Raw genomic sequence first — 21,053 nt, 5'->3', positions numbered from 1 at the left:
GGCCGGGATGACGACAGAGGATCTCTTGCCATGCTCGACAGCCTCGGGACGCTCCGGCTCACCTTTCTGGAGCCCTGGTGGTTGCTCTTGATCCCCGTCTTGCTGCCGCCGCTCGTTTTGCTCAGCACGAGGAGTCTGGCGGGTCTGGGGTCAGTGCGTCGGGGGATCGCCATTCTGTTGCGGGGGAGTGTCGTCACCCTGCTGGCCCTTGCGTTGGCCGATCCGCAACTGGTACGCCGGAATGAATCGCTGACGACCATCTTCCTGCTCGACGCCTCGCGGTCGATTCCCGGCGACCTTCAGGGGCCAATGCTGGAATTCATCAACCGGGCGATCAGTCAGCATCAGCGGCCCGGCGACCGGGCCGGCGTGGTCGTCTTCGGCAAGGAGTCGAAGGTCGAGAGCCCCCCTGCCCCGTATACCGAGACGTTGACCGGCATCCAGAGCACGATCGACACCGAGTACACCGACCTCGGCTCGGCGCTGAAGCTCGCGCTGGCGACCTTCCCCGATGATTCGGCCCGTCGGATCGTCGTCGTTTCCGACGGCAACGAGAACCGAGGCACGGCCTACGAGCAGGCGTTGGCCGCCGCCGGACTCGACGTGCAGATCGACGTCTTGCCGGTCGATTACCTGTATGACCGCGAGGTCCTGGTCGAGAAGATCGCCCTGCCCCCCGACGTGAAGAAAGGGGAGACGGTCAACATCAACGTCGTCGTCCGCGCCTCGGCTCCGGCACGGGGACGATTGGAAGTGTATCAAGAGGCCGACAACTCAACGATTCCGATTGATACCCTCGATGATGTCGAACTCCAGCGAGGGGTGAACGTCTTCCGGATCAAGCAAGACATCACTGATCCCAACTTTTACACGTATCTCGCGCAGTTCATCCCTGAGGAAGATCTTCGTCGCGGCTATCGGGCCGACCGGGCCATGAACAACATGGCCGAGGCCTTTACCCAGTACCGGGGTGAGGCCAATGTGCTCCTCATCGAAGGCACGGCAAATGAGCATGAATCCCTGGTCGAGGCCCTGCGATCGAAGGAGCTGGCCGTCACGTCTCTGGCCGCCGGAGATGTGACTGGCGCAGGCCTCGTTGGCGGCGACCCGCTGCCGACCGACCTGGCCGAGCTTCAGAAATACGACGCCATCATCCTCGCCAACGTTCCCAAGGACGCCTTCACCGACCAGCAGCAAGACCTGATCGCCACCGCCGTGGAGGACCAGGGGATCGGCCTGATCATGGTCGGCGGCGACCGGTCGTTCGGCGCCGGCGGCTGGATGAACACTCCCATCGAAAAAGCCTTGCCGGTCGACATGCAAATCCCCTCCCTGAAGGTCAAGGGGAAGGCGGCGATGGTGATGGTCATGCACGCCAGCGAGATCCCCGAGGGGAACTACTGGCAGGCCGTCGTCGCCCAGGAGGCGCTCAAGACCCTCTCCAGCTACGACTACGCGGGCCTGACCTACTGGTCCGGCCAGGAGGCCTGGCTCTTCACCCTCCGCGAGATCGGCCCGTCGAAGCCGGCGATGCTCCGGGCGATCGACCGCATGACCCCCGGCGATGCCCCGGACTTCAACCCCTTGCTCGTCATGTCGCTGCGCGGCCTGCGTCAGAAGACCGACGCGATGTCCAAGCACATCGTCGTCATCTCCGACGGCGACCCGGCGGCACCGACGGCCCAGGTCGTCAACCAGCTCAAGGCCGCGAAGATCACCGTCACGACCGTCCTGACCGCCGCGCACGGCAACGACCTGCGGTCGCTCCAGGTCATGCAACAGCTTGCCGAGGCCACCAACGGCCGCTTCTACAACGTGACGAATCCGAAGGCCTTGCCCCGGATTTACCAGAAAGAAGCACGCTTGATCTCTCGTCCGTTGATCTATGAAGGCCCTCCCCCGGCCTGGAATCCGACGATGGTCTACCAAAGCGAGCCGTTGCTCGGCCTGCCGCAAGACCTGCCGCCGATCAGCGGCCTGGTCCTCAGCAGCGTGAAGGAAAACGAACTGGTCGAGGTACCCATCGTCTCGCCGAACCCGGCGGGGCAGCTCAACCCGGTGCTGGCCCACTGGAATTACGGCCTCGGCCGCGCCGTGGCGTTCACGTCCGACGCCGGACAGAAGTGGGCGACGCAGTGGGCGGGCTGGGAGAATTACTCGGCCTTCTGGTCGCAGGTGGTCCGCTGGGCGCTCCGGCCCGTGGATCGCGGCAACCTGAACGTCGCGCTTCGTCGTGAGGAAGGGCGGATCAAGGTGGTGGTCGATGCCGTCGACGCGGAGAACGACTTCCTCAACTTCCTCCAGTTCCAGGGAATCGTCAATCGCCCGAATCGCCAGCTCGACGCCCCGGGCGAATCGGTCGAGCTGGTCCAGGTGGCCCCCGGCAAGTACGAAGGGACGATCGAGAACGCCGAGGCTCGGGGAAACTACTTCGTGACCCTCGGGTATCGAGGCCCCGACGGGACGCAGGGAATTCGCACCACTGGTCTGTCTGTCCCGTACTCGGATGAGTACCGCGATCTCCGTTCGAACCCCGTTCTGCTCGAAAGCCTCGCCGATGCGACTGGAGGCGAGGTCTTCTCGTGGGCAACCAACCCCGACGGCCGCCTCAGCGGCGAGCGAACCGCCGCGCGGGCCGATGTCTTCCGGCGCGATCCGAACGTTCAGCCCCCGCGTAGCTATCGGCCGATCTGGCACTGGATGCTGTTCAGCGCGGCGCTTCTCTTCGTGGGAGATGTGGGTGTCCGGCGGATTGCCCCCGATTTTGCTCGGATGCGACGGAATGTTGCCGATGCCTTGAAAACCCTGCGCGGCAAGGAGGTCGCCCCGCGAGAGGAATACATCGAGAAGCTCAAGAGCCGAAAGCTGGAGGTCGGCCAGCAGATCGACCGCTCGCGCGGAGCCACCCGGTTCGAAGCTCCCGCCGTTCCCCCGCCGACCGGCAGCCCGACGGCCGCTCCTGGCTCGGCGGCTGATCGGGCCGGTGATCGACCCCGCTCGGCTCCCGAGTCGCGTCCCGGCGGCGGACTCGGCGCTGATGCACCAACGCAGAAGCCCGGCGAGGAGTCGTACACCAATCGCCTTCTCAAGGCCAAGAAGAAGGTCTGGGAAGAACGCGACCAGGACAAGGACAACCCCTCGGGACGATCCTCCTGAGCTGGCTCCCTTCGCGACACCGACCCATTTCTCCGGTCATTGTTTCTCCACCTCGCACGATCCTGCAACCGGAACCGCACCATGAGCGACACCGCAACGAACGACTCGATGGAAGCCCGAGCCGATGCCTTCCGCCTGGCCTACCGCCGCGTCAAGGACGAGATTGGCAAGGTCATTGTCGGGCATGACGAGATTGTTCATGGCGTGTTGACGTGCCTGTTCGTCGGAGGTCATGCCCTGCTCGAAGGGGTGCCGGGCCTGGGCAAGACCCTGCTCGTGCGGACCCTGGCCGACGCCGTTTCGCTCGACTTCAACCGCATTCAGTTCACCCCCGACCTGATGCCGGCCGACATCCTCGGCACGAATGTGGTGATGGAAACGCCCGACGGCCGCCGCATGTTCGAATTCCAGCGCGGGCCGATCTTCTCCCAGATCATCCTGGCCGACGAGATCAACCGCGCGACTCCCAAGACCCAGTCGGCCCTGCTCGAAGCCATGCAGGAGAAATCGGTCACCGTCGGCGGCACGATCCACACCTTGAAGCAACCGTTCTTCGTGCTCGCCACGCAAAACCCCATCGAGCAGGAAGGCACTTACCCCTTGCCCGAGGCTCAGCTCGACCGCTTCCTGTTCAAGCTCGTCGTGGGCTACTCGACGCGAGAAGAACTGGCCACGATCCTCGACCGAACGACCCGAGGTGAAACGCCTCACGCCGAAAAAGTGATTGATGGTGACACCTTGATGCAATGCCAGGCCCTCGTGCGAGAGGTCCTGATTGCCCCTCACGTGCAGGACTACGCCATTCGGCTGGCCCTGGCGACTCATCCCGAAGGACCATTCGCCGTCGATGTGACCAATCGTTATATCCGCTGGGGGACCAGCCCGAGAGGGGTGCAAACCCTTGTCCTCGCCGCCAAGGTCCGCGCCTTGCTCGACGGGCGCTATAATGTCAGCTTCGAGGATATTCGCCGCGTCTACCTGCCGAGCCTCCGCCATCGGGTCTTGCTCAACTTCGAGGCCCAGGCCGAAGGGATTGACACCGATGAATTGCTCTTGAAGGTCCTTGGGGCCGTCTCCGAGAAGGCCGAAGACCCGGTCGCCGCCTGATCGACGCTGAGGGCTTCCCCTCACCCCTTCCCTTCGTGATGCTGCTTCCATGACCAGTCAGCACGACATCTACGACCCTCCTCCGTCCGGCACGTCCTGGTTGCCGCCGAGGAACGAGCCGCTCACCTTCACCCGGGGGGACCTGGCGTGCTTGCTCGTGCTCGGGGGGTTGGTGCTGGTCGGTGCGGTGGTGGCGTTCCTGTTCGAGGTGTTGCTGGGCATTCTCGTTCTGATCGGCGGGTCGCTGGTGGTCCTGGAGAGCTGGTACACGGCACTCGGCTTTCTCAGTCGGAGGCCCACCGACCAGACCTGGCAACGCGTGGTCATCATCCTGGCGGCACTGGTGCCCTGGATTGTCGGCCTGGGACTGTCGGCGGCGCTCATGATCGGGTTGTTCGTGTTGACGGATATCGCGGCGTGAGCATCCCTCGTCCCGCGTGTGGCGTTCGACGATGATTCTCTGTGAATGAAGGCCGACCCCATGTCCACCGCGACTCCCTCTCCGCTGCTCGATCCCGAGTTCCTCACGAAGCTGGAGCAACTCGAACTGATCAGCCGGAAAATCTTCGTCGGCCGCATGAAAGGCGAGCGCCGGAGCAAGCGACGCGGCTCGTCGGTTGAATTTGCCGATCACCGGAATTATTCCGTCGGCGATGACCTTCGTCACATCGACTGGAACGTGTACGGCAGGCTCGACAAGCTGTTCCTGAAGCTCTTTCTGGAAGAAGAAGACCTTCATTTCTACACGCTTGTGGATACAAGCCTTTCGATGGACTTTGGCGACCCGACCAAGCTGCACTATGCCAAGCAGGTCGCTGCGGCTCTCTCGTTCATCGGCCTGGTCAACCACGACCGGATCGTGATCGACTCGTTTAGCAGCACCCTTGAACCGGGGCTTTCCAGCGTCCGGGGCCGATCGCAAATGTGGCGCGTGGTGCAGTATCTGGATCAGCTCCAGGCCCACGGCGGCAGCGATCTGACCGCCGCCGCGCGCTCCTTCGCCATCAAGCACCCTGGCAAGGGGATTGTCGTCGTCATCTCCGACTTCATGGATAAACGTGGTTATGAAGACGCGTTGCGTTACCTGATCGCTCGCAACATGGACATCTATGCCGTTCAGGTCCTCAGCCGCGAAGAGGTTGAGCCCGAGTTGACCGGTGACCTCCGCCTCGTCGATTGCGAGGATGACGACGAGGCCGAGATCACCGTCAGCGCCCCGCTCCTGAAGCGGTACAAGGAAACGCTCGATGCCTACGTCGGCGGCTTCCGCGAATGGTGTACCCGACGCGGCGTCTCGCATATCTTCACGACCAATCACGCCCCTTTCGATAAGCTGATCCTGAATTACTTGCGCGAGCGAGGGCTCGTCAAGTGAGGACGATCGCGGAGACCGGCCCGATGCTGCTGCTGGCACAGGCGAACCCCCTGGGAGGGTTGAACCTCCAGTTCGACCCTCCGGTCCCCTGGTCGTCGGCCTGGGGGCCGACCTTCTGGTCGATCCTGGTCGGCGTGCCGGTCACGATCATCCTGCTCTACTTTCTCAAGCTGCGCCGAAAGCCGGTCCAGGTTCCCAGCACGTTTCTTTGGAAGCGGAGCATGGAGGATCTTCATGTCAACAGCCTTTTTCAGCGCTTAAGACGAAACCTCCTGCTCTTTCTGCAACTGATGGCGGTGTTCTTCGTGCTGCTCGCCCTGCTTGGGCCTCAGATGAAAGGCAGTACCCGCGTCGGTCAGCGCTACGTGATCGCCATTGATACCTCCGCCAGCATGTCCGCGACCGACCTCGAACCGAACCGGCTCGACGAGGCGAAGACCCGCGCCCTCGATCTTGTCGATTCGATGGGGTCGCAAGATCTGGCGATGGTGATCGCGTTCTCCGACACGGCTCGGGTCATCTCGACCTACACCGGTAACAAAGGCCAGCTGCGCGACCGGATCGCCTCCATCGCACCCAGCCGCACCGGGACTTCGCTCCGAGAAGCGCTTGAGGTTGCAGCCGGCTTGGCCAATCCATCGAAGCAATTCGGAGAAGGAGAGATCGCCAGCGAGGTTCAACCCCCCCGACTCATGGTGTACACCGATGGCGGTTTCCCCGATGTCGAGGGATTCAGCCTTGGCAACCTGATTCCCGAAATCGTGGTCCTTGGTCAACCACCGGCCCAGGGTCAATCACTCCCCTCCTCGAACGACGGGGAAACGACCGATCCGGCGGTCCCCCCCTCGAACAATGTCGCCGTTCTCGCCTTGCAAACCGCCCGCAACGAGGAGCGGCCCGACCAGATCCAGCTGTTCGGTCGCGTGCGGAATTACCGCGACGAGCCCGTCGAGACGGTCGCCCGCCTGCTGCGCCACGAGCTGGACGAACCGATCGGCGAGGGCCGATTGATCGACGCCATTGAGGTCTCCTTGCCTGCCCGAGGGTCTCGCTCCTTCAAGTTCGACTTGCCCGACCCTGGCCCGGTGGGGCTTGAGGTCCGGCTCGACCTGCAGGATGACCTCGAACAGGACAATCATGCTTATGCCGCGATTGGTCGACCCCGACAGGCTCGCGTCCTGGTTGTGACGGCGGGCAATCGTTACCTGCTCAATGCCCTGACCACCGCGACCGCCGGCGATGCCGCCGAGGTCGTCGAGATTCGTCCCGAGGATCTCGAAACCGACGACATTCAGCGGGCCTTGCTTGCCGGGCTCTACGACCTGATCGTCTTCGACCGCGTGGCGCCGAGCGATCCTCCCGTGGGCAATACCCTTTACCTCGGCGCCATGCCACCCGGCGAGGCGTTCGAGCAGGCCCGGCCGGTCGAAGCGCCAATCGTGCTCGACTGGGACATCAGCCACCCGATGTTGCAGTATGTCCGCGATTTGCCGCTCGTATTGATCCGAGAGGCCCGCGTGGTGGAGCCGCCGCCTGGCTCAACCACCCTTATCGAAAGTGACAAGGGGCCAATCGCCTTCATCACGCCTCGGGAGGGGTATTCCGATGCAGTGGTCGGCTTCTCGATCTACGGCGAGGAGCGGGCCTTGAACACCGACTGGCACACGAAGCTCAGCTTCCCGGTCTTCCTCTACAACACGTTGCGCTTTCTTGGCAATGTCGAGGAGGGGCTCGGCGATCAGGTGCAGCAACCTGGTCAGCCGGTCGTTCTTCGAGCGGCCCCGACGGTCGATGAGATTACCATTGACCCTCCCCGGGAACCTTCCAGCGATGTCCGCCGCTCCGATCTCGGGACCTTTGTCTTCAACGGTGCGGACGAGCCGGGACTCTACCGGGTTTCCTGGGAAAGTGGAGACGCGATCGAACAGAGTGTCTTTGCCGTCAACCTGTTCGATGCTCGGGAAAGCAATCTTGCCCCTCGGGGGATTCCGCCCGAAGGGGTGACGGGGAGAGAGGCTGAGCCTTACCTCATCAAGATTGGCTATACCGAGGTCGCCGGGACCCGTACCTCGCAACCGGCCCGCCTCGATCGCTGGTGGTGGCTGGCTCTGGGCGCGCTCGGCTTCGTGCTGGTGGAATGGTACATCTACAACCGCCGCGTCTACATCTGACGGCTCCGCGTCGAATCAACCGGGCCCCTGCAAGGTCATCACTCGGGTTGAGGACCGCAACGAGGCGGGCGTTGTCAATCGAGACGAGCTTCGGAGGGTCAATCGGCTGATCTCGGCCGGGCAGTTGATCCGCAACGGGTGCTGCGCGGCGATCCCTCGGGAAACGAACAGGACGGTGGCGTCGCGTTGAAAGAACCCGCAATCATAGCGCCGGCTGTATCGGCTCGGCAGCAAGATCGAGCCGATCACCGGAAGCCGGTACTGACCGCCGTGCGTATGTCCTGAGAGCATCAGGTCGATCCCCTGGCGAGCGGCCCAGGCGAGCGGGTCGGGTGAGTGACTGAGCAGGATCCGGACGTCGGCCTCGGGCATCGCGTGAGGGTCGGGAAGCGGACCCCACGGGTTCGACGTGCCTCCGATCGCCACTCGGGATCCGTCGTCGGTCTCGATGAGCCGCCAGAGCCCTTCGATGACCGTGTAGCCAGCCGATCTCAAGGCGACGAATGCGCCGGAGGCGTTGGTCCGGTAGTCGTGATTGCCCAGAATGGCGAACTGCCCGTAGCGACCTCGGAAACGCCCGAGCAATGGCTCGACCCGGTCGAGCAGCTCTGAGTCGTCGATCAGGTCGCCCGTGAAGACGACGAGATCGGCGTCGAACGCCTCGGCCTGGGCCAGCATCGAGTCGAAGAAGCGATCGGAATACGCCGGTGTCAGATGCAAATCCGTGAGATGAAGTATGCGAAGCCCATCAAGCGACTGCGGCAACCCGGTACGCTCGATCTGCCAATCGGTCAGGTCCAGGTGAAAGGCCTGGTTGCCGGGCAGCCGCAGCCAGAACGAATCCCAGGCGGTGCCGATCAAGTCGTCTCGGGAGACGGATTCGGTCAGGTCGACCCTTCGAGCGTGTCCCGAGACTCCCGTCGGCAAGCGTCGGCGGTATCGGGCCAGCGTGACCAGCGGCAAGCCGACCAGGCCGACCAGGACGCAAAGCATGGTGTAGGCTCGTGCGATGGTCGGCCAGTTCTCCCAGGGGCGGACCAGGAACAGCGCCATCAAGGCCAACGAGATGGACGTGAGGAACGCCAGACAGAGCCCCTTGACCACCCGTGCTGGTGTGCCCTCGGGAACCCCGATCCCATGAAAGACATTGACGGCCAGCACCGCGAGACAAAAATGCCCTACCGCCACAACGACGAGGATCGAGCCATCGATCATGGTTGACCTCAATGTCAGTCAGAGTGTCACAGGTCCACAAAACCTACGCGACGATTGCGAGTCCAGGACAGAGGTTTCGTTTCGGCATCAGCGGGGGGCCGGGGGGAACCCGTCGGCCGGGGGGATCGGCTCAGGGGACCGGACGGCCTGTTCCACGGCATCAATCAGTCGATCGACATGAAACGGCTTGTACAAAACCGTGCGCAATCCTTCCTTGCGCGCTTTCACGATCGAGTGCGTCGGGTCGTAGCCGAAGCCGGTCATCAGGATGACGGGAACCCCCGGTTGCACCTCCCGGATGCGGCGGTACGCCTCGTAACCGTCGAGGTCGGGCAGACGGATATCGACCAGGGCGGCGGCATAAGGGGTTTGGCGGGCCAGAGCGATGGCTTCAAGCGCGTCTCGGGCGGTCTCGACGGTCGCTCCTTGCTGTTCGAGCAACTGGTGGGCGGCCCATCGAATCGATTCGTCGGCATCAACGACCAGGACTCTTGCATCGGCCAGCCGCTTCGGCGGCCGGGCGTTGCGCGAGCCTTCAGGCAAGACGGTCGCCCCGGCTCGACGGATCAAGCCCCGGATTTCCCGGGCTCGATACAGCAGGTGCCGCAGGCGGTTGACGATGTCCTCGTCGTGACCGGCGTAGCGGTCGAGCGCCGTTGTGGCATCGCCGAGGATGTCGTCGAGCGGCAGGGCCAGTTCCTTGACGATCGCCTCGACCGAGGCCCGGGCGGTGCTCACCTTCTCGGCTTCGAGCAGCTCCAGGGTCGTCAGCGCCGACGCGATGTTGCGGGCATAAATTTCGAGGAACTGCTGGTCGCGGCGATCGAAGGCGTTCGGCTTCGGGCTCTCGACGTTCAGGGTGCCGATGACCCGGCCGTGCCGCACCAGGGGCACCGTCAAGGAGCTTCGGGCGTTGATCGCCCCTTCCAGGTAGAGCGGGTCTCGGGTCGTGTCGTCGCAGAGATACCCCTTTCCTGTCGCCGCCACGTAGCCGGTCACGCCGTTCCCGCTTTCCGAGGCAAACAGCTCCCGATCGGCCGCCAGGGGGGTCATTCCTTCGGTCAAGAGGGGTTCGAGTTTGCCCGACGGTTTGAGCAGTCGGATCTCGATAAAATCGAGCCCGAGCAGGTCGCGCATGTGGCGAACGATGTTGAACTTCAACACGTCGATTCGCTCGTCGACCCGAAGGGCGGCCAACTCCTCTGGAGTCAGATCGGCCAGTTCTTCGCCGGCCTTGTTGATGGCGCGAACTTTCTGTTCCTGCAGGACCTCGTCGGTGATTTCTCGGGTCAGGGCGATGAGCGACTGCAACCCGCCTTCGCCATCGAGGATTGGGGTGACGTTCAGCCGGAAGTAGTTGCCGGTTCCCAGCTTCAAGACGCACCCGGCGGGTTGTTTCGTCGCCTGAGATTGCTGAAACGGACAGAGATCCGGCTCGCAACGCTCAGGGAATGCCAGCACCTCGAAGAAGGGCCGGTTAATCGGATCTCCCTCGGTGGCCACCAGATTGCGGAACTCGGGGTTGTACCAGAGCACTCGCTGACTGTCCGGTTCGACCACGGCGACGCCATCGGCGATCGCTTCGAGGATCTCATCCGATTGCAAGAGCATACCCGCCCAGCGCAGCGGGGGAAGCTGCGAGGCGGTCACGAACACCCCCTCGAACTGCTCTTCGCGGAGCAAGTACAGAGCCCGGGCCATACTGCGTGCCTGAACGATCTCGTAAGAGTCGTCAAAGGCCGAGCGAGACAGCCAGGCAGGGTCGGACTCGCGATCGATCACCAGAACACGAGGCTTCTCGGACACGCGAGACGACCTCCTTGGCACCGCAACGCAATCGAACCTCGACGCCAAGCACGCCTTGGGCGCATGGTCTTCAAGCAGATCAATGATCCCCCGATCGAGACTCATCCTAACGCAGCCGAGCCCGATCGGACAAGTCACCTACCGATCCCCCCTGCGGTCCGTGACGCTGCGTTGGCTCCCTGGGTTCCGTCCGCTTGACACGTCCGATTGGCTGGCCTTAGCATCGGCTTCGGTACCCTTCGGAATGCCCGACCGAGACGACTCAAAGGACGCATCCCAATGTCCTCTCCCGACCGCCTGACCGCCCGAGAGGGGGGCCTGCTCGTCATCGACCTTCAGGCGAAGCTCCTGGCCTCGATGCGCTATGGCGACCTGGTCGTGGCCAACGCGGTGCGCCTGATTCAAGGCGCCCGGTTGCTCTCGGTTCCGGTCTGGGCCACCGAGCAGTACCCCGAAGGACTTGGCCCGACGGTTTCCGAGGTGCAGGAACTGGTCCCCGATCGGCCCTCGAAGCGGACGTTTCATTGTCTTGGCGTGCCGGGACTGGAAGATCAGGTGCGCGAGCGAGATCTGCGCCACCTCACGCTGACTGGCATCGAGACGCACGTTTGTGTTGCCCAGACAGCTCTCGAACTGATCGACCGCGGCTTCCGGGTGCAGGTGCCGGCCGATGCCGTCGGCTCCCGAAACTCGATGGACTGGGAGTTCGCCCTGCGACGCATGGAACGCGCGGGGGCCGTCCTGACCACGACCGAGGCGGTTCTGTTCGAATGGGCTGAGACATCCGATCGCCCCGAATTTAAGGCCATCAGCGCCCTCGTCCGCGACTTCATCCCCCCTCGCAAGCGCAAAGACAAGCACAAGGACCGCCCTCGGCCCAAGGATACCGACCCGGACGAGGATGAGTGATCTCCCTCCTCGCGGTCCGTCGTCCCTTGAGACTCGGTCGAGGCGCCTCGCCCGGTTCCCTCGCCCGTCTTCAACCCGTTGACCTCGTTCCCGACCTCTCCGAAGGACCCTTCCCGTGACCACACCTGCCGCCAAGCCGCTGGAGCCCTCTCCCCGAGTCCTGCTCGGCCCCGGGCCGTCGAATGTGCACCCTCGCGTGCTTTCGGCGCTGGGAATGCCGCTGGTCGGGCACCTCGACCCCGAGTTCGTCGCGTTGATGGACGAGATGCAGGGAATGCTCCGCCAGGTCTTCCGAACCGAAAACCCGATGACCCTGGCCGTCTCGGGCACGGGATCGGCCGGCATGGAGGCGGTGGTCGTCAACGTGATCGAGCCGGGCGACAAGATGCTTGTCTGCGTCAACGGCGTCTTCGGCGGCCGGATGGTCGATGTCGCCCAGCGCGCCGGGGCCGAGGTGACAGCCATCGAACGCCCCTGGGGAGAGGTCTTCGATCCTCAGGAAGTGGAAGACGCCATCAAGAAGGTCGGCCCGAAGCTCGTCGGCATCGTTCACGCCGAGACCTCGACCGGTGCCCATCAGCCGGTTCAGGAGATCGCCCGCATCGCCCACGACCACGGCGCGATGATCGCCATCGACACCGTAACCTCCCTCGCCGGTGTTCCTGTCGAGATTGACGCCTGGGACATCGACGCCGTCTACTCCGGCACCCAGAAGTGCCTGAGCTGCCCCCCTGGTCTGGCTCCGGTCTCGTTCGGACCGAGGGCGATCGAGGCGATCAAGAACCGCAAGAGCAAGGTTCAGTCCTGGTATCTTGATATGACTATGATCGGCCGGTACTGGGGTTCCGACCGCTTCTATCATCACACCGCGCCGATCAATATGACCTTCGCTCTTCGAGAGGCCCTCGCCCTGGTCCTCGAAGAAGGGCTCGATGCCCGCTTCGCCCGCCACGCCCTGAACGCCCGAGCCCTGGCCGCCGGTCTGAAGGCGATGGGGATCGACTACGTGACCGCCGAAGGTCACCGCTTGCCGCAGCTCAATTGCGTGAGCATTCCCGAAGGGGTCGATGACCTCGCCGTGCGCAAGCGATTGCTGAACGACTGGAACATCGAGATCGGCGGTGGCCTGGGCGACCTGAAGGGCCGCGCCTGGCGGATCGGCCTGATGGGCTACGGCTCGCGTCGTGAGTCGGTCACGCTTGTCCTCGCGGCACTGGAAACCTGCCTCCGCGACGCCGGCATCTCCATCGAGCCGGGCGCGGCGCTGGCCGCTGCGTCCGAGGTCTATGCCGAGGCCACCACCGCGGCGGCCTCGGCCTGATTGGCGATTCGATTCGGACGGTCGTCCTTGACCGTCCGACTGATTCCGGCTCGACCGGCGAAGGAGAGTCGAACGACTCAGCCTTCGCCGGGGCCGTCCTTCGGCTCGACGGACGAGACAATCCCTTCGGCCTCGTCGATCGTGTAAGAGCGGTTGACCTTCAGGTCACTCAGTTCGGTCGAAGCGCCCGAAGGCCAGGTGATCCGAAGGGATTCCACCCGATCGGCCTTGCCCAGCCCGAAGGTGATCGGGAACTCGACCGACGACAGATACCCCTTGCCCGGGAAGTGCTGGCGGAGTTGTTCGACCCCGCCGGCCTTCAGGGCCAGCTTCGCGCCGATGGCGTCGCGGTTCGAGTCGTGCCCGATCAGCTTGAGGCGCACCCAGGTGTTGTCGTTGCCACCGTCGTTACGGAAGATGCGGGCACGTTCACCGTTGGATGTCATCACGACGTCCAGATCGCCGTCGCCGTCGAAATCGACATAAGCACTGCCTCGCCCGACGATTGGCGTGAACAGGTCGGGCCCGACCGTTTCGGCCGTCACCTGAGTGAACAGGGTCGGCCCCGGTCGGCCGCTGTTCCAGAACAGTTGCGCCGACTGGCGATAGGTTTCGCTCGCCTGGGTTTTCTCGATGTCCGATTCGAGGTGGCCGTTGACTGACAGGAGATCGAGTCGGCCGTCGAGGTCGTAATCGAAGAAGAACAGGCCGAACTTCAAGGGTGGCTGGGTGGGCGCCCCGAGGCCGAAGACGTTTGCCAGGTCGATGAACTGCATCCGCGACGGGTCGTCCGCCACGTAAAACGCTGTCATCTCGTTGGCGAAGTTGGCGATTGCCAGGGCCAGTGACCGATCATTGCGGAAGTGGGCCCAGTCAATCCCCATCGCCCCCCGGACCTGCCCCGACGGATCGAACGAAACGCCGGAGACGATCCCCAGCTCCTCGAACGTGCCGTCGCCGTTGTTCCGGAACAGGAAGTTCCGCACGGTGTCGTTCGCCACGGCAAGATCGACGAATCCGTCGTTGTCGATGTCGAACGGGGCCACACCCAGGGCCTTCGCCATCGGATCCTTGAGCTCAGGGGTCACGAGCCGGATGCCGGCGGCTTCGCTCACGTCGGTGAAGGTCCCGTCTCCGTTGTTCTTCAGCAAGACGTTGTGGTCGCCTCGGAACGCGGTCGGCGGTCCGTAGGCTCGCTCCGACCCCGTCCCGGTGAGTTGGAACCCCTGAGAACTGTCGTACTCGGCCGACCAATCGACATAGCAGCACAGGAACAGGTCGAGAAACCCGTCGTTGTCCATGTCGAAGAAGGTCCCGGACGTTAGCCAGCCGTAACCGGCTCGTGCGTTCGCCTCGTCGGTGATCTCGACAAACACGCCTTCGTCGTTACGAAAGAGCCGACCACCGGAAATCGTGGTCAGGTAAAGGTCGGGGTCGCCGTCGTTGTCGATGTCGCCGACGACCGCACCCATGCCGTGCATCGGAATCGCCAGGCCGGCGGCGGAGGTCACGTCGGTGAAGTGGCCCGTGCCGTCATTTCGGTAGAGGGCCATGGTGGGCGCACCGGCATCACCTTCCTCGGCATCCCAGGGAAGCTGGTTCACGAACAGGAGGTCGGGGGCGCCGTCGGTGTCGTAGTCGATGACCGCCACGCCAGAGCCCATCGTTTCGGGCAAGAGTTTCTCCCCTCTCGCCGCGTTCTCATGAACGAATTCGATGCCGCTGTCGTTGGTCGTTTCCACGAATCGCACCGTCGGTAAGGCTGCGACTTCGACGACCGGAGCGCGATCAGGGGCGACGGCCTCGGGCACGTATTCCGTACTCGCCTCACCGGCACAGCCGGTCAGTGACAGGGCAATGGCGCCGACCACCGCAAGAATGATCGCCCAGTTCAAGACGTCAAAGGTCGATCCGCCGGAGTGGTTCATCTGTGGCGTCATTCCGTCACCTCGCTGCTGGCTCGAACCTCGGACTCGGTTGCGGACTCGGGACGGCTGGCGTTGTCAGGAAGTCCCGGCGCTCCGGGACGATGCAGGTCATAGATTACGATGGGCTGGGCGTTCATGTCCGCCGCGGGATTTTGCTGTCGGGCTGTCTGGATGGCCCGGCCCTGAGCAGTGTCGTCTGGTCGAACCAGGTCATGCAACGCCTTATGAGCCGTCTCCAGCGCCCTCGACAGTTCCGCGCGGGCCTCCCGGTTCGCCTCGGTTTCCCAGACGGGGCCAAGCTGCGAGGTCACTTCGATCAAGGTTCCGACTCGGGACGAATACGGAGGTCGAGGACCCTCCATGAACGCCTCGATCGACCGTGCCAGGGAGCGATACTGCTTGGTTCGTGCCTCGGCCTGCTGGATCGCGGAGCGATCTTCGGCCGAAGCGGTTTCTTTGGCGATCGTTTCGGCAAGTTCGATCAGATCCTCGGGAAGCGGAGGAGCCCCTTCCCACGGTTCGAACGCTGATCGGGTTGGAACGAACTCGGCATACGCCTGGCCGATCCCGAAGTGGGCCGCCTCGTTTTCGGAGTCGAGCGCCAGGGTGCGCTGGAAGGCGGCTACGGCCTGGCTCATGTAGCCGAGCCGAGCGTCGCTGTCGATCGCCTCGATGCGTCCCCGGCGGTCGAGTGCCCGTCCGAGGTCATTGATGACGATGTAATCCTTGCTGAAATCGAACTTCCGGGCCGGATCGCGGGTGCTCAGCACGTCTTGAAAGTTCTTGATGGCGGCATCAAGGTTTCCTTGATCCATGTTGATCAGGCCGGTGAGCCAGTTAATCGTCCACGACGCCCGGAACTCGGGATCGGCCGCGGCCTTTTCAAGGGCTTCCAGGGCCTCGGGAATCCGGCCTTCGCGCCGATAGACGCGAGCGAGGTTCACCCAGCCGTCAGCCTTGCCGTACTGTTCGGCCACGGTCAGGAAGACGGGTTCGGCCTGTTTCAAGAGCCCCTTCTGAGCTCCTCGCTCGCCTCCTTCAAGGAACAGGCCGATGCCGTAATCATTCCAGCGTTGCCATTCGTCTTTGATGGGTGAGGGCGGGTTCTCCGGAGTCGGACCGCCGGCGATCGGCAACCGGATCGAATCGCTCGCCATGACAATGATCGGCAAGGGGTTTGGCTCGCCGTCGCCGTCGGGGTCAGGCCATTGCCCTTCACCGTAAACGAAGTCGAGATAGGTTCGGTCAAACTTACGGTAGTTGACCTTCGCCTCCAGTTCGATTGGCCCGGTGACGCCTTCCTCCGGAACGTCGATTCGGAAGTGAACCACCTGACCGGCCCCTGGAGGTATCTGCCGGTTGTAGAGGGGAACGAAGATGTCTTGAGGATTCCGCCGCTCGATCCGGTTGCCGTGGCGATCAAGCATGTACACGTTGATGAACCGTGAGTAGGGGTCAACGTGTCCGTCGTCGGCCATTCCCCCCGACTTGCCGATCACTCGGCCGTCGCTCGACGCCGTCAGCTCCACCCAGATCTCGTTCGAATCAACGGTCCCCTGCGAGAAGTGGTGACCGACGCCCAAGGTTCGCACCACGACCTCAATCAGGTACGACTGTCCCGGCGTCAACTCCGGAAGCTCTGGCCGAAGCGGCGCGATCAATTCCCCGTCGATCGTGCCGCCTTCGATCACGCCGAACAGATCGACGCGGATCTTGTTGTCCTGCAGGTATTCCGTATGAGCCTTCAGTGCCTTCTCGTCCCCCAGGGCGGCGGCCAGTCCGGTATTGGCTCCCAGGAACAGGTGATTGTGGATCTCTCGGCCGGGTTCGCCGTCGAAATTGCGGGCGCCGAACTCATCGGAGGGAATGAAGTTCATGTGGCATTCCGCACAATTCGTCTTTGCCACCTCGGGATAGTAGAAGCTTCTCGCGCCGTGTCCCGACACTCCGGAAAGCAGATACGAATCGTGGTGGTTCTGGCCCCGAGTGAAGTCCTTGTACTGGTTGAGCTCGAACGGCAAGCTGACCTTGTGACAGGTCGAGCAAAACTCGGTAGTCTTGTGCAGGGGTTTGAGAAAGGTCTGCTTGTGCAGTTCCGGCTTGGCTTTCACCAAGGTGTGGTTGATCCACTTCAGGACCGGGTGGTCGCTCTTGGCGAAGGGGTAATGCTGCGGTTCCTCGATCGTGTAGTCGCCGTTGCCCCTCGTGCTGTTGACGTGGGTGATCGAATGGCACGACGTACAGGTAATCCCGGCGTGAGCGGTTGGGTCATTCACGTCATCATAGTTCGGATCATCAAACTTGCCCGAGAGGAACGGCACCGGGTCGTGGCAACCCGCGCACCATCGAGCGGCCTTGGTTGTGCCGTCCCGGGCCACCGATACCTCTCGCGTTTCCCGAACGCTCGCCAGGTACAAGGGGTTGTTGAACGAGCTGAGATGGTGCGATGAGTGGAACCAGCCGTCGTACGAATCCTGATGGCAGTCCATGCAGTACTGGTCCATCATCAGGGTGTCTGCCGGAATGAGGTTGCCGTCGGCCGTTTTCACCTCCGACGGGAAGAAGTACTGCGCTCCTTCGCGAGGCCCGACCTTGTTCGTCTCTCTCGGGTCGAAGGCGTGCATCATGCCCATCATGACAACCACCACCCCAACCACCGCCGTCCAGAGCCTCGCATAGTGCCACTTGATCCGAGGCCCGGCCAGGCGATGGCGCACATACAGCACAATCGCCAGCGGAGGAGTGATCAGGTGCAGCCAGTAGCCGATTTCCCGGAGGACCGGATCACGGACCTCAAATCCACCCATCCGGATCAAGACGATTCCGGAAATCAGCACGATGACCGACGTGCCCAGCAGCCAGTATCCCTGTCGAATTGCTGACCGGTTCGGACGATTCCAGGAGGTGACCAGGTGGCCCGAACCAAAGACGATGAACGGAACAATGATGACAAAGCCCAGAAAGAGATGCAGGGCCACCATCAGCATGTAGAAATACGTGTCTTGGGGCGCTCCGCTGAGCCAGGTCAGAAGTGTGACGCTGGCCATGTAGATCCCCGTCGCTCCCAGCACGGCGAACCCGATCAGGACGATCCAGAGCAAGGGCCGAAGTCCCTTGCCGATTGCCGGCTTGTAGATGAATCCCCGGCGATCGCGCAACGGGCGGGGCGCAGGACGTTCGGTCGCAGACATAGGCAAACCCTCCTCGGCATCAGGGGCCGATACCTTTTGCTTCTCAACCTGTGAATTGAAACACGAGCCGGGCCGACCACCCGGCGCATTGCGTCAATGCTTCGACGGTTCTTGCTCGCTGGTCTTGGCGAAAACCATCAACGCATCGAAAGGGCACAACACGGTGTTTCAGGGGGATTGAGGAGGGCGATCAATGCGCGAGCACCGGCGAATCGGCCTGGCCGCTTCCGGTTCCGCGCAAAGCTGCGTTGAGGGATCGTTCCCGATCGGATCGATCCAGAACAGCAAGGGGGGATCACCCGACGACGCAGAGGGTCGCATCGGCGGACGCTCGGGATCACTCGAAGGGCACCGACGCTCCAGTTCGAGGGGAGTTGGTGCCTCGACGATCACGGTGCCTTCGATCGTCACGATCCCCTGATCGCTCGAGAGGCCGAAGACCGGACGATCAGCCACATGGCACGATGCTGCCTGCGTCTCTCGGGCCGGACCAAGGGCGAGCGCGCACCCGATCAGGGTGGCGAGCATCGCGGCCTGCCGAGCCTTTGACGAGAGGACGGGCACCGGGATCGGCTCCGATCTCAACTTCGAACGACGGGACCATTGGGCGAGACGTGCATTCTCAACTTAGTCTGCGAACGGGAAGGCTCGAAGTCAAGGACGATCACCACAAAGCATTCCCGGCTCTGAACGACCATCGTGGGTTATGGTGAGCGATTCCGAACCGAGCAAGCCAATCATGAGCAATCCCCTCGACCGACTCGACCCCTCCCGCCGTGCTTATGCTATTCTGGGAGGTCGAGGCGCGCCGAGGCTCGTCTCGATCCATCCTCGCCCCTCGACCGGGGATGAGTCCTTTGCACCGCTTCTTGTTCTGCTGCCCAGCCCACCGAGGAGGACCACGCGTTGTTCGCCGGACCCATCATCGCCCGAGAACTGCTGACCGCTCCCCGGCCGCCGCGCTACTATGCCGCCCGGGCGTCTTATGCCGGCGGCTTGCTGATCGTTATGCTGACGGTCTGGCAGGTCCTGGTCGGCTGGGACGAAGGCAACGCGCTGAGTATCCTTTCCCGATTCGGGGCCATCCTGTTCTCATTCTTTGCCTATCTTCAACTGACGTTGATGCTCTTTTTTGCCCCGATCGCCGCCGCCACGGCCGTGGCTCACGAAAAGGATCGGCGGACGTTCGTGCTTCTGCTGATGACCGACCTCCGCGACATTGAGATCGTCGTCGGCAAGCTGGTCGCCAGTTTGCTGCAAATTCTCACGTTACTGCTCACGTCGTTGCCGGTCTTTTGCCTCTGCCTCCTGCTCGGTGGCGTCTCGTTTGGTCAGGTGATCGACGTGTTTCTTGTCACGTTCGCCGCCGGCTTTTTCGGCGGGGCGCTGGGGATGATCGTCGCCCTCTGGCGTGATCGGACCTTCCAGTCAATCGCTCTGACCGTCTTGCTCGTCGTGCTCGTGTTGATCCTGGGCGAAGCCGCGGCCCGCATTCTTCCCGAGACCGCGCTGATTACCTCGGCCCTGAGCCCGTTTCAGGCCATTGCCGAGGCGATCCGTCCCCGTCCCGAACGCTTGGTCGGACCGCTCGGTGGTTCGAGCCTGGCCTTCACCGGCATCTATCTGGGGGCCGCCGCGCTCATTGTGCTGGCCTCGATCATCAAGCTCCGCGTCTGGAACCCCGGAAAGAACGAGCCTCGGGAGCAGCGTGAAGGAGACGAGGAAGGCGAGACCGAGGTGGTCGAGCAGCTTTACGAGGTGGACGAGGCCCAGGCCGTGGCCGAGTCCGCCCGCCGCTCCCCCGCGGCCGTCAGTGCGGTCATCGCTGAGCAGGTGTCCGAAGCGCGCGGTGATCGTCCCGAATCGCCCGGCCTGGGGGTCGCGGGGTCGGTCGAGGCCCCCGAAGCCGAGACTTACGTTCGTCGAGAGACGACCGGCCTGCACGTCCCTCGCCGCACGCATCGCCGGGTTGTTCGGAAATTCCGCCCGTACCGAGAAGTCTGGTCGAATCCGATCCTCTGGCGAGAGCTTCGAACCCGAGCCTACGGCACCAAGCCCCTGATCATCAAGGGAGCCTATGTTCTGGCGTTCGCGCTGGGAGTGGTGGCCTATTTCGGCAGCATCGGTCCTGGCTCCGGTCCCTGGGACGGTGCCAAGGCGGCCATTCCGGCCTTGCTGGCCGTGCTCAGCCTGATTCTCGTCAACGCCCAGGGGGTGACAGCCCTGACGAGTGAGCGCGACACCGGAGCCCTCGACTTGCTGCTCGTCACCGAGCTGTCGCCGCAGCAGTTCATCTACGGGAAGCTCTACGGCGTGCTCTACAACGCGAAGGAGATGATTCTCCTGCCCATTGTCCTGGCCATCGGCATCTGGGCGATGGGTTACATGAAGCTCGATTCGCTCATCTTCGTTCTGATCAACTTTGCCGTGCTGGTCCACTTCTCGGCGATGCTCGGCCTGCATGCGGCGATTACCTATACGAACAGCCGGCAGGCGGTGGCGAACAGCCTGGGAACGATCTTTTTCCTGATGCTCGGCATTTTGTTCTGCGCGGCCCTGATTATTCAGAGCCGTCAGGAATTCGCCCGGCAGTTGCTCAGCTTCCTGGTTTTCATCGGGGCAGGCAGCGTGGCGCTGTACGGATCGCTCGGCGCGAAGAATCCGTCACCGGCGATCGGACTGGTGGCCTTGCTCACCCCCTTCTGGAGCTTCTATTGCATCATCAGTATCCTGCAGGGAGACTTCGGGGCGGCCTTCCTGGTCAGCCTGGCGGTCTACTCGTTTGCCCTGCTGTCGATGCTGATCCCGGCGGTCAGTGACTTCGACATCGCCTTGGGACGCACCAACGCGATCCAGGGGTAGCGCCTTTCCGCC

13 protein-coding genes are annotated in these 21,053 nt (G+C 63.2%); 8 read left to right on the top strand and 5 right to left on the bottom strand.

Features of this window, described 5'->3' with window-relative positions; genetic code table 11:
* The first annotated feature begins 30 nt into the window (after positions 1-30).
* The 5 genes from GA615_RS06040 to GA615_RS06020 all read left to right on the top strand — a co-directional run bounded on the left by GA615_RS06040 (position 31) and on the right by GA615_RS06020 (position 7,809).
* Entirely contained in the window at positions 31-3,156 is a 3,126-nt protein-coding gene (locus GA615_RS06040) for a VWA domain-containing protein (RefSeq protein ID WP_152050364.1), read from the top strand.
* 81 nt (positions 3,157-3,237) lie between these two features.
* Positions 3,238-4,263, top strand: a complete 1,026-nt coding sequence (locus tag GA615_RS06035) for an AAA family ATPase (protein ID WP_152050363.1) — start codon at positions 3,238-3,240, stop codon at positions 4,261-4,263.
* 49 nt (positions 4,264-4,312) lie between these two features.
* Positions 4,313-4,684 (top strand): hypothetical protein, encoded by a 372-nt coding sequence (locus tag GA615_RS06030; RefSeq protein ID WP_152050362.1) that lies wholly within the window; start codon positions 4,313-4,315, stop codon positions 4,682-4,684.
* 60 nt (positions 4,685-4,744) lie between these two features.
* Positions 4,745-5,638, top strand: a complete 894-nt coding sequence (locus GA615_RS06025; protein WP_152050361.1) for a DUF58 domain-containing protein — start codon at positions 4,745-4,747, stop codon at positions 5,636-5,638.
* Between the two features lie 23 nt (positions 5,639-5,661).
* On the top strand, positions 5,662-7,809 hold the full coding sequence (locus GA615_RS06020) for a vWA domain-containing protein (RefSeq protein ID WP_152050360.1): 2,148 nt from the start codon (positions 5,662-5,664) through the stop codon (positions 7,807-7,809).
* 15 nt (positions 7,810-7,824) lie between these two features.
* On the opposite strand, the gene GA615_RS06015 is transcribed toward GA615_RS06020, so the two are convergent.
* Positions 7,825-9,024, bottom strand: coding sequence for a metallophosphoesterase (locus tag GA615_RS06015; protein WP_152050359.1), 1,200 nt, complete (start codon positions 9,022-9,024; stop codon positions 7,825-7,827).
* 87 nt (positions 9,025-9,111) lie between these two features.
* Positions 9,112-10,830, bottom strand: a complete 1,719-nt coding sequence (locus GA615_RS06010; RefSeq protein WP_152050358.1) for a response regulator — start codon at positions 10,828-10,830, stop codon at positions 9,112-9,114.
* 279 nt (positions 10,831-11,109) lie between these two features.
* On the opposite strand from GA615_RS06010, the gene GA615_RS06005 reads away from it, so the two are divergent.
* Together GA615_RS06005 and GA615_RS06000 are read left to right on the top strand one after the other, a co-directional pair.
* The gene (locus tag GA615_RS06005; protein WP_152050357.1) at positions 11,110-11,739 is read left to right on the top strand and encodes a hydrolase; all 630 of its coding nucleotides are present in this window, start codon (positions 11,110-11,112) and stop codon (positions 11,737-11,739) included.
* Between the two features lie 115 nt (positions 11,740-11,854).
* Positions 11,855-13,060, top strand: a complete 1,206-nt coding sequence (locus tag GA615_RS06000) for a pyridoxal-phosphate-dependent aminotransferase family protein (protein WP_152050356.1) — start codon at positions 11,855-11,857, stop codon at positions 13,058-13,060.
* Between the two features lie 77 nt (positions 13,061-13,137).
* Here GA615_RS06000 and GA615_RS05995 read toward each other — a convergent pair whose 3' ends face one another.
* The 3 genes from GA615_RS05995 to GA615_RS05985 form a co-directional block, all read right to left on the bottom strand.
* Positions 13,138-15,000, bottom strand: a complete 1,863-nt coding sequence (locus tag GA615_RS05995; protein WP_235905128.1) for a CRTAC1 family protein — start codon at positions 14,998-15,000, stop codon at positions 13,138-13,140.
* Positions 14,997-18,179 (bottom strand): tetratricopeptide repeat protein, encoded by a 3,183-nt coding sequence (locus GA615_RS05990; protein ID WP_152050355.1) that lies wholly within the window; start codon positions 18,177-18,179, stop codon positions 14,997-14,999. The genes GA615_RS05995 and GA615_RS05990 overlap by 4 nt, the downstream gene beginning before the upstream one ends.
* Before the next feature lie 168 nt (positions 18,180-18,347).
* Entirely contained in the window at positions 18,348-18,743 is a 396-nt protein-coding gene (locus tag GA615_RS05985; protein ID WP_152050354.1) for a hypothetical protein, read from the bottom strand.
* Between the two features lie 342 nt (positions 18,744-19,085).
* Here GA615_RS05985 and GA615_RS05980 point away from each other — a divergent pair, with 342 nt between their 5' ends.
* Positions 19,086-21,041, top strand: coding sequence for an ABC transporter permease (locus GA615_RS05980; protein WP_152050353.1), 1,956 nt, complete (start codon positions 19,086-19,088; stop codon positions 21,039-21,041).
* Positions 21,042-21,053: the final 12 nt, after the last annotated feature.

Origin of the sequence: Tautonia marina (assembly GCF_009177065.1) — a bacterium.
GTDB classification, from domain to species: domain Bacteria; phylum Planctomycetota; class Planctomycetia; order Isosphaerales; family Isosphaeraceae; genus Tautonia; species Tautonia marina.
This window is presented reverse-complemented; position numbering and strand designations above follow the sequence as displayed.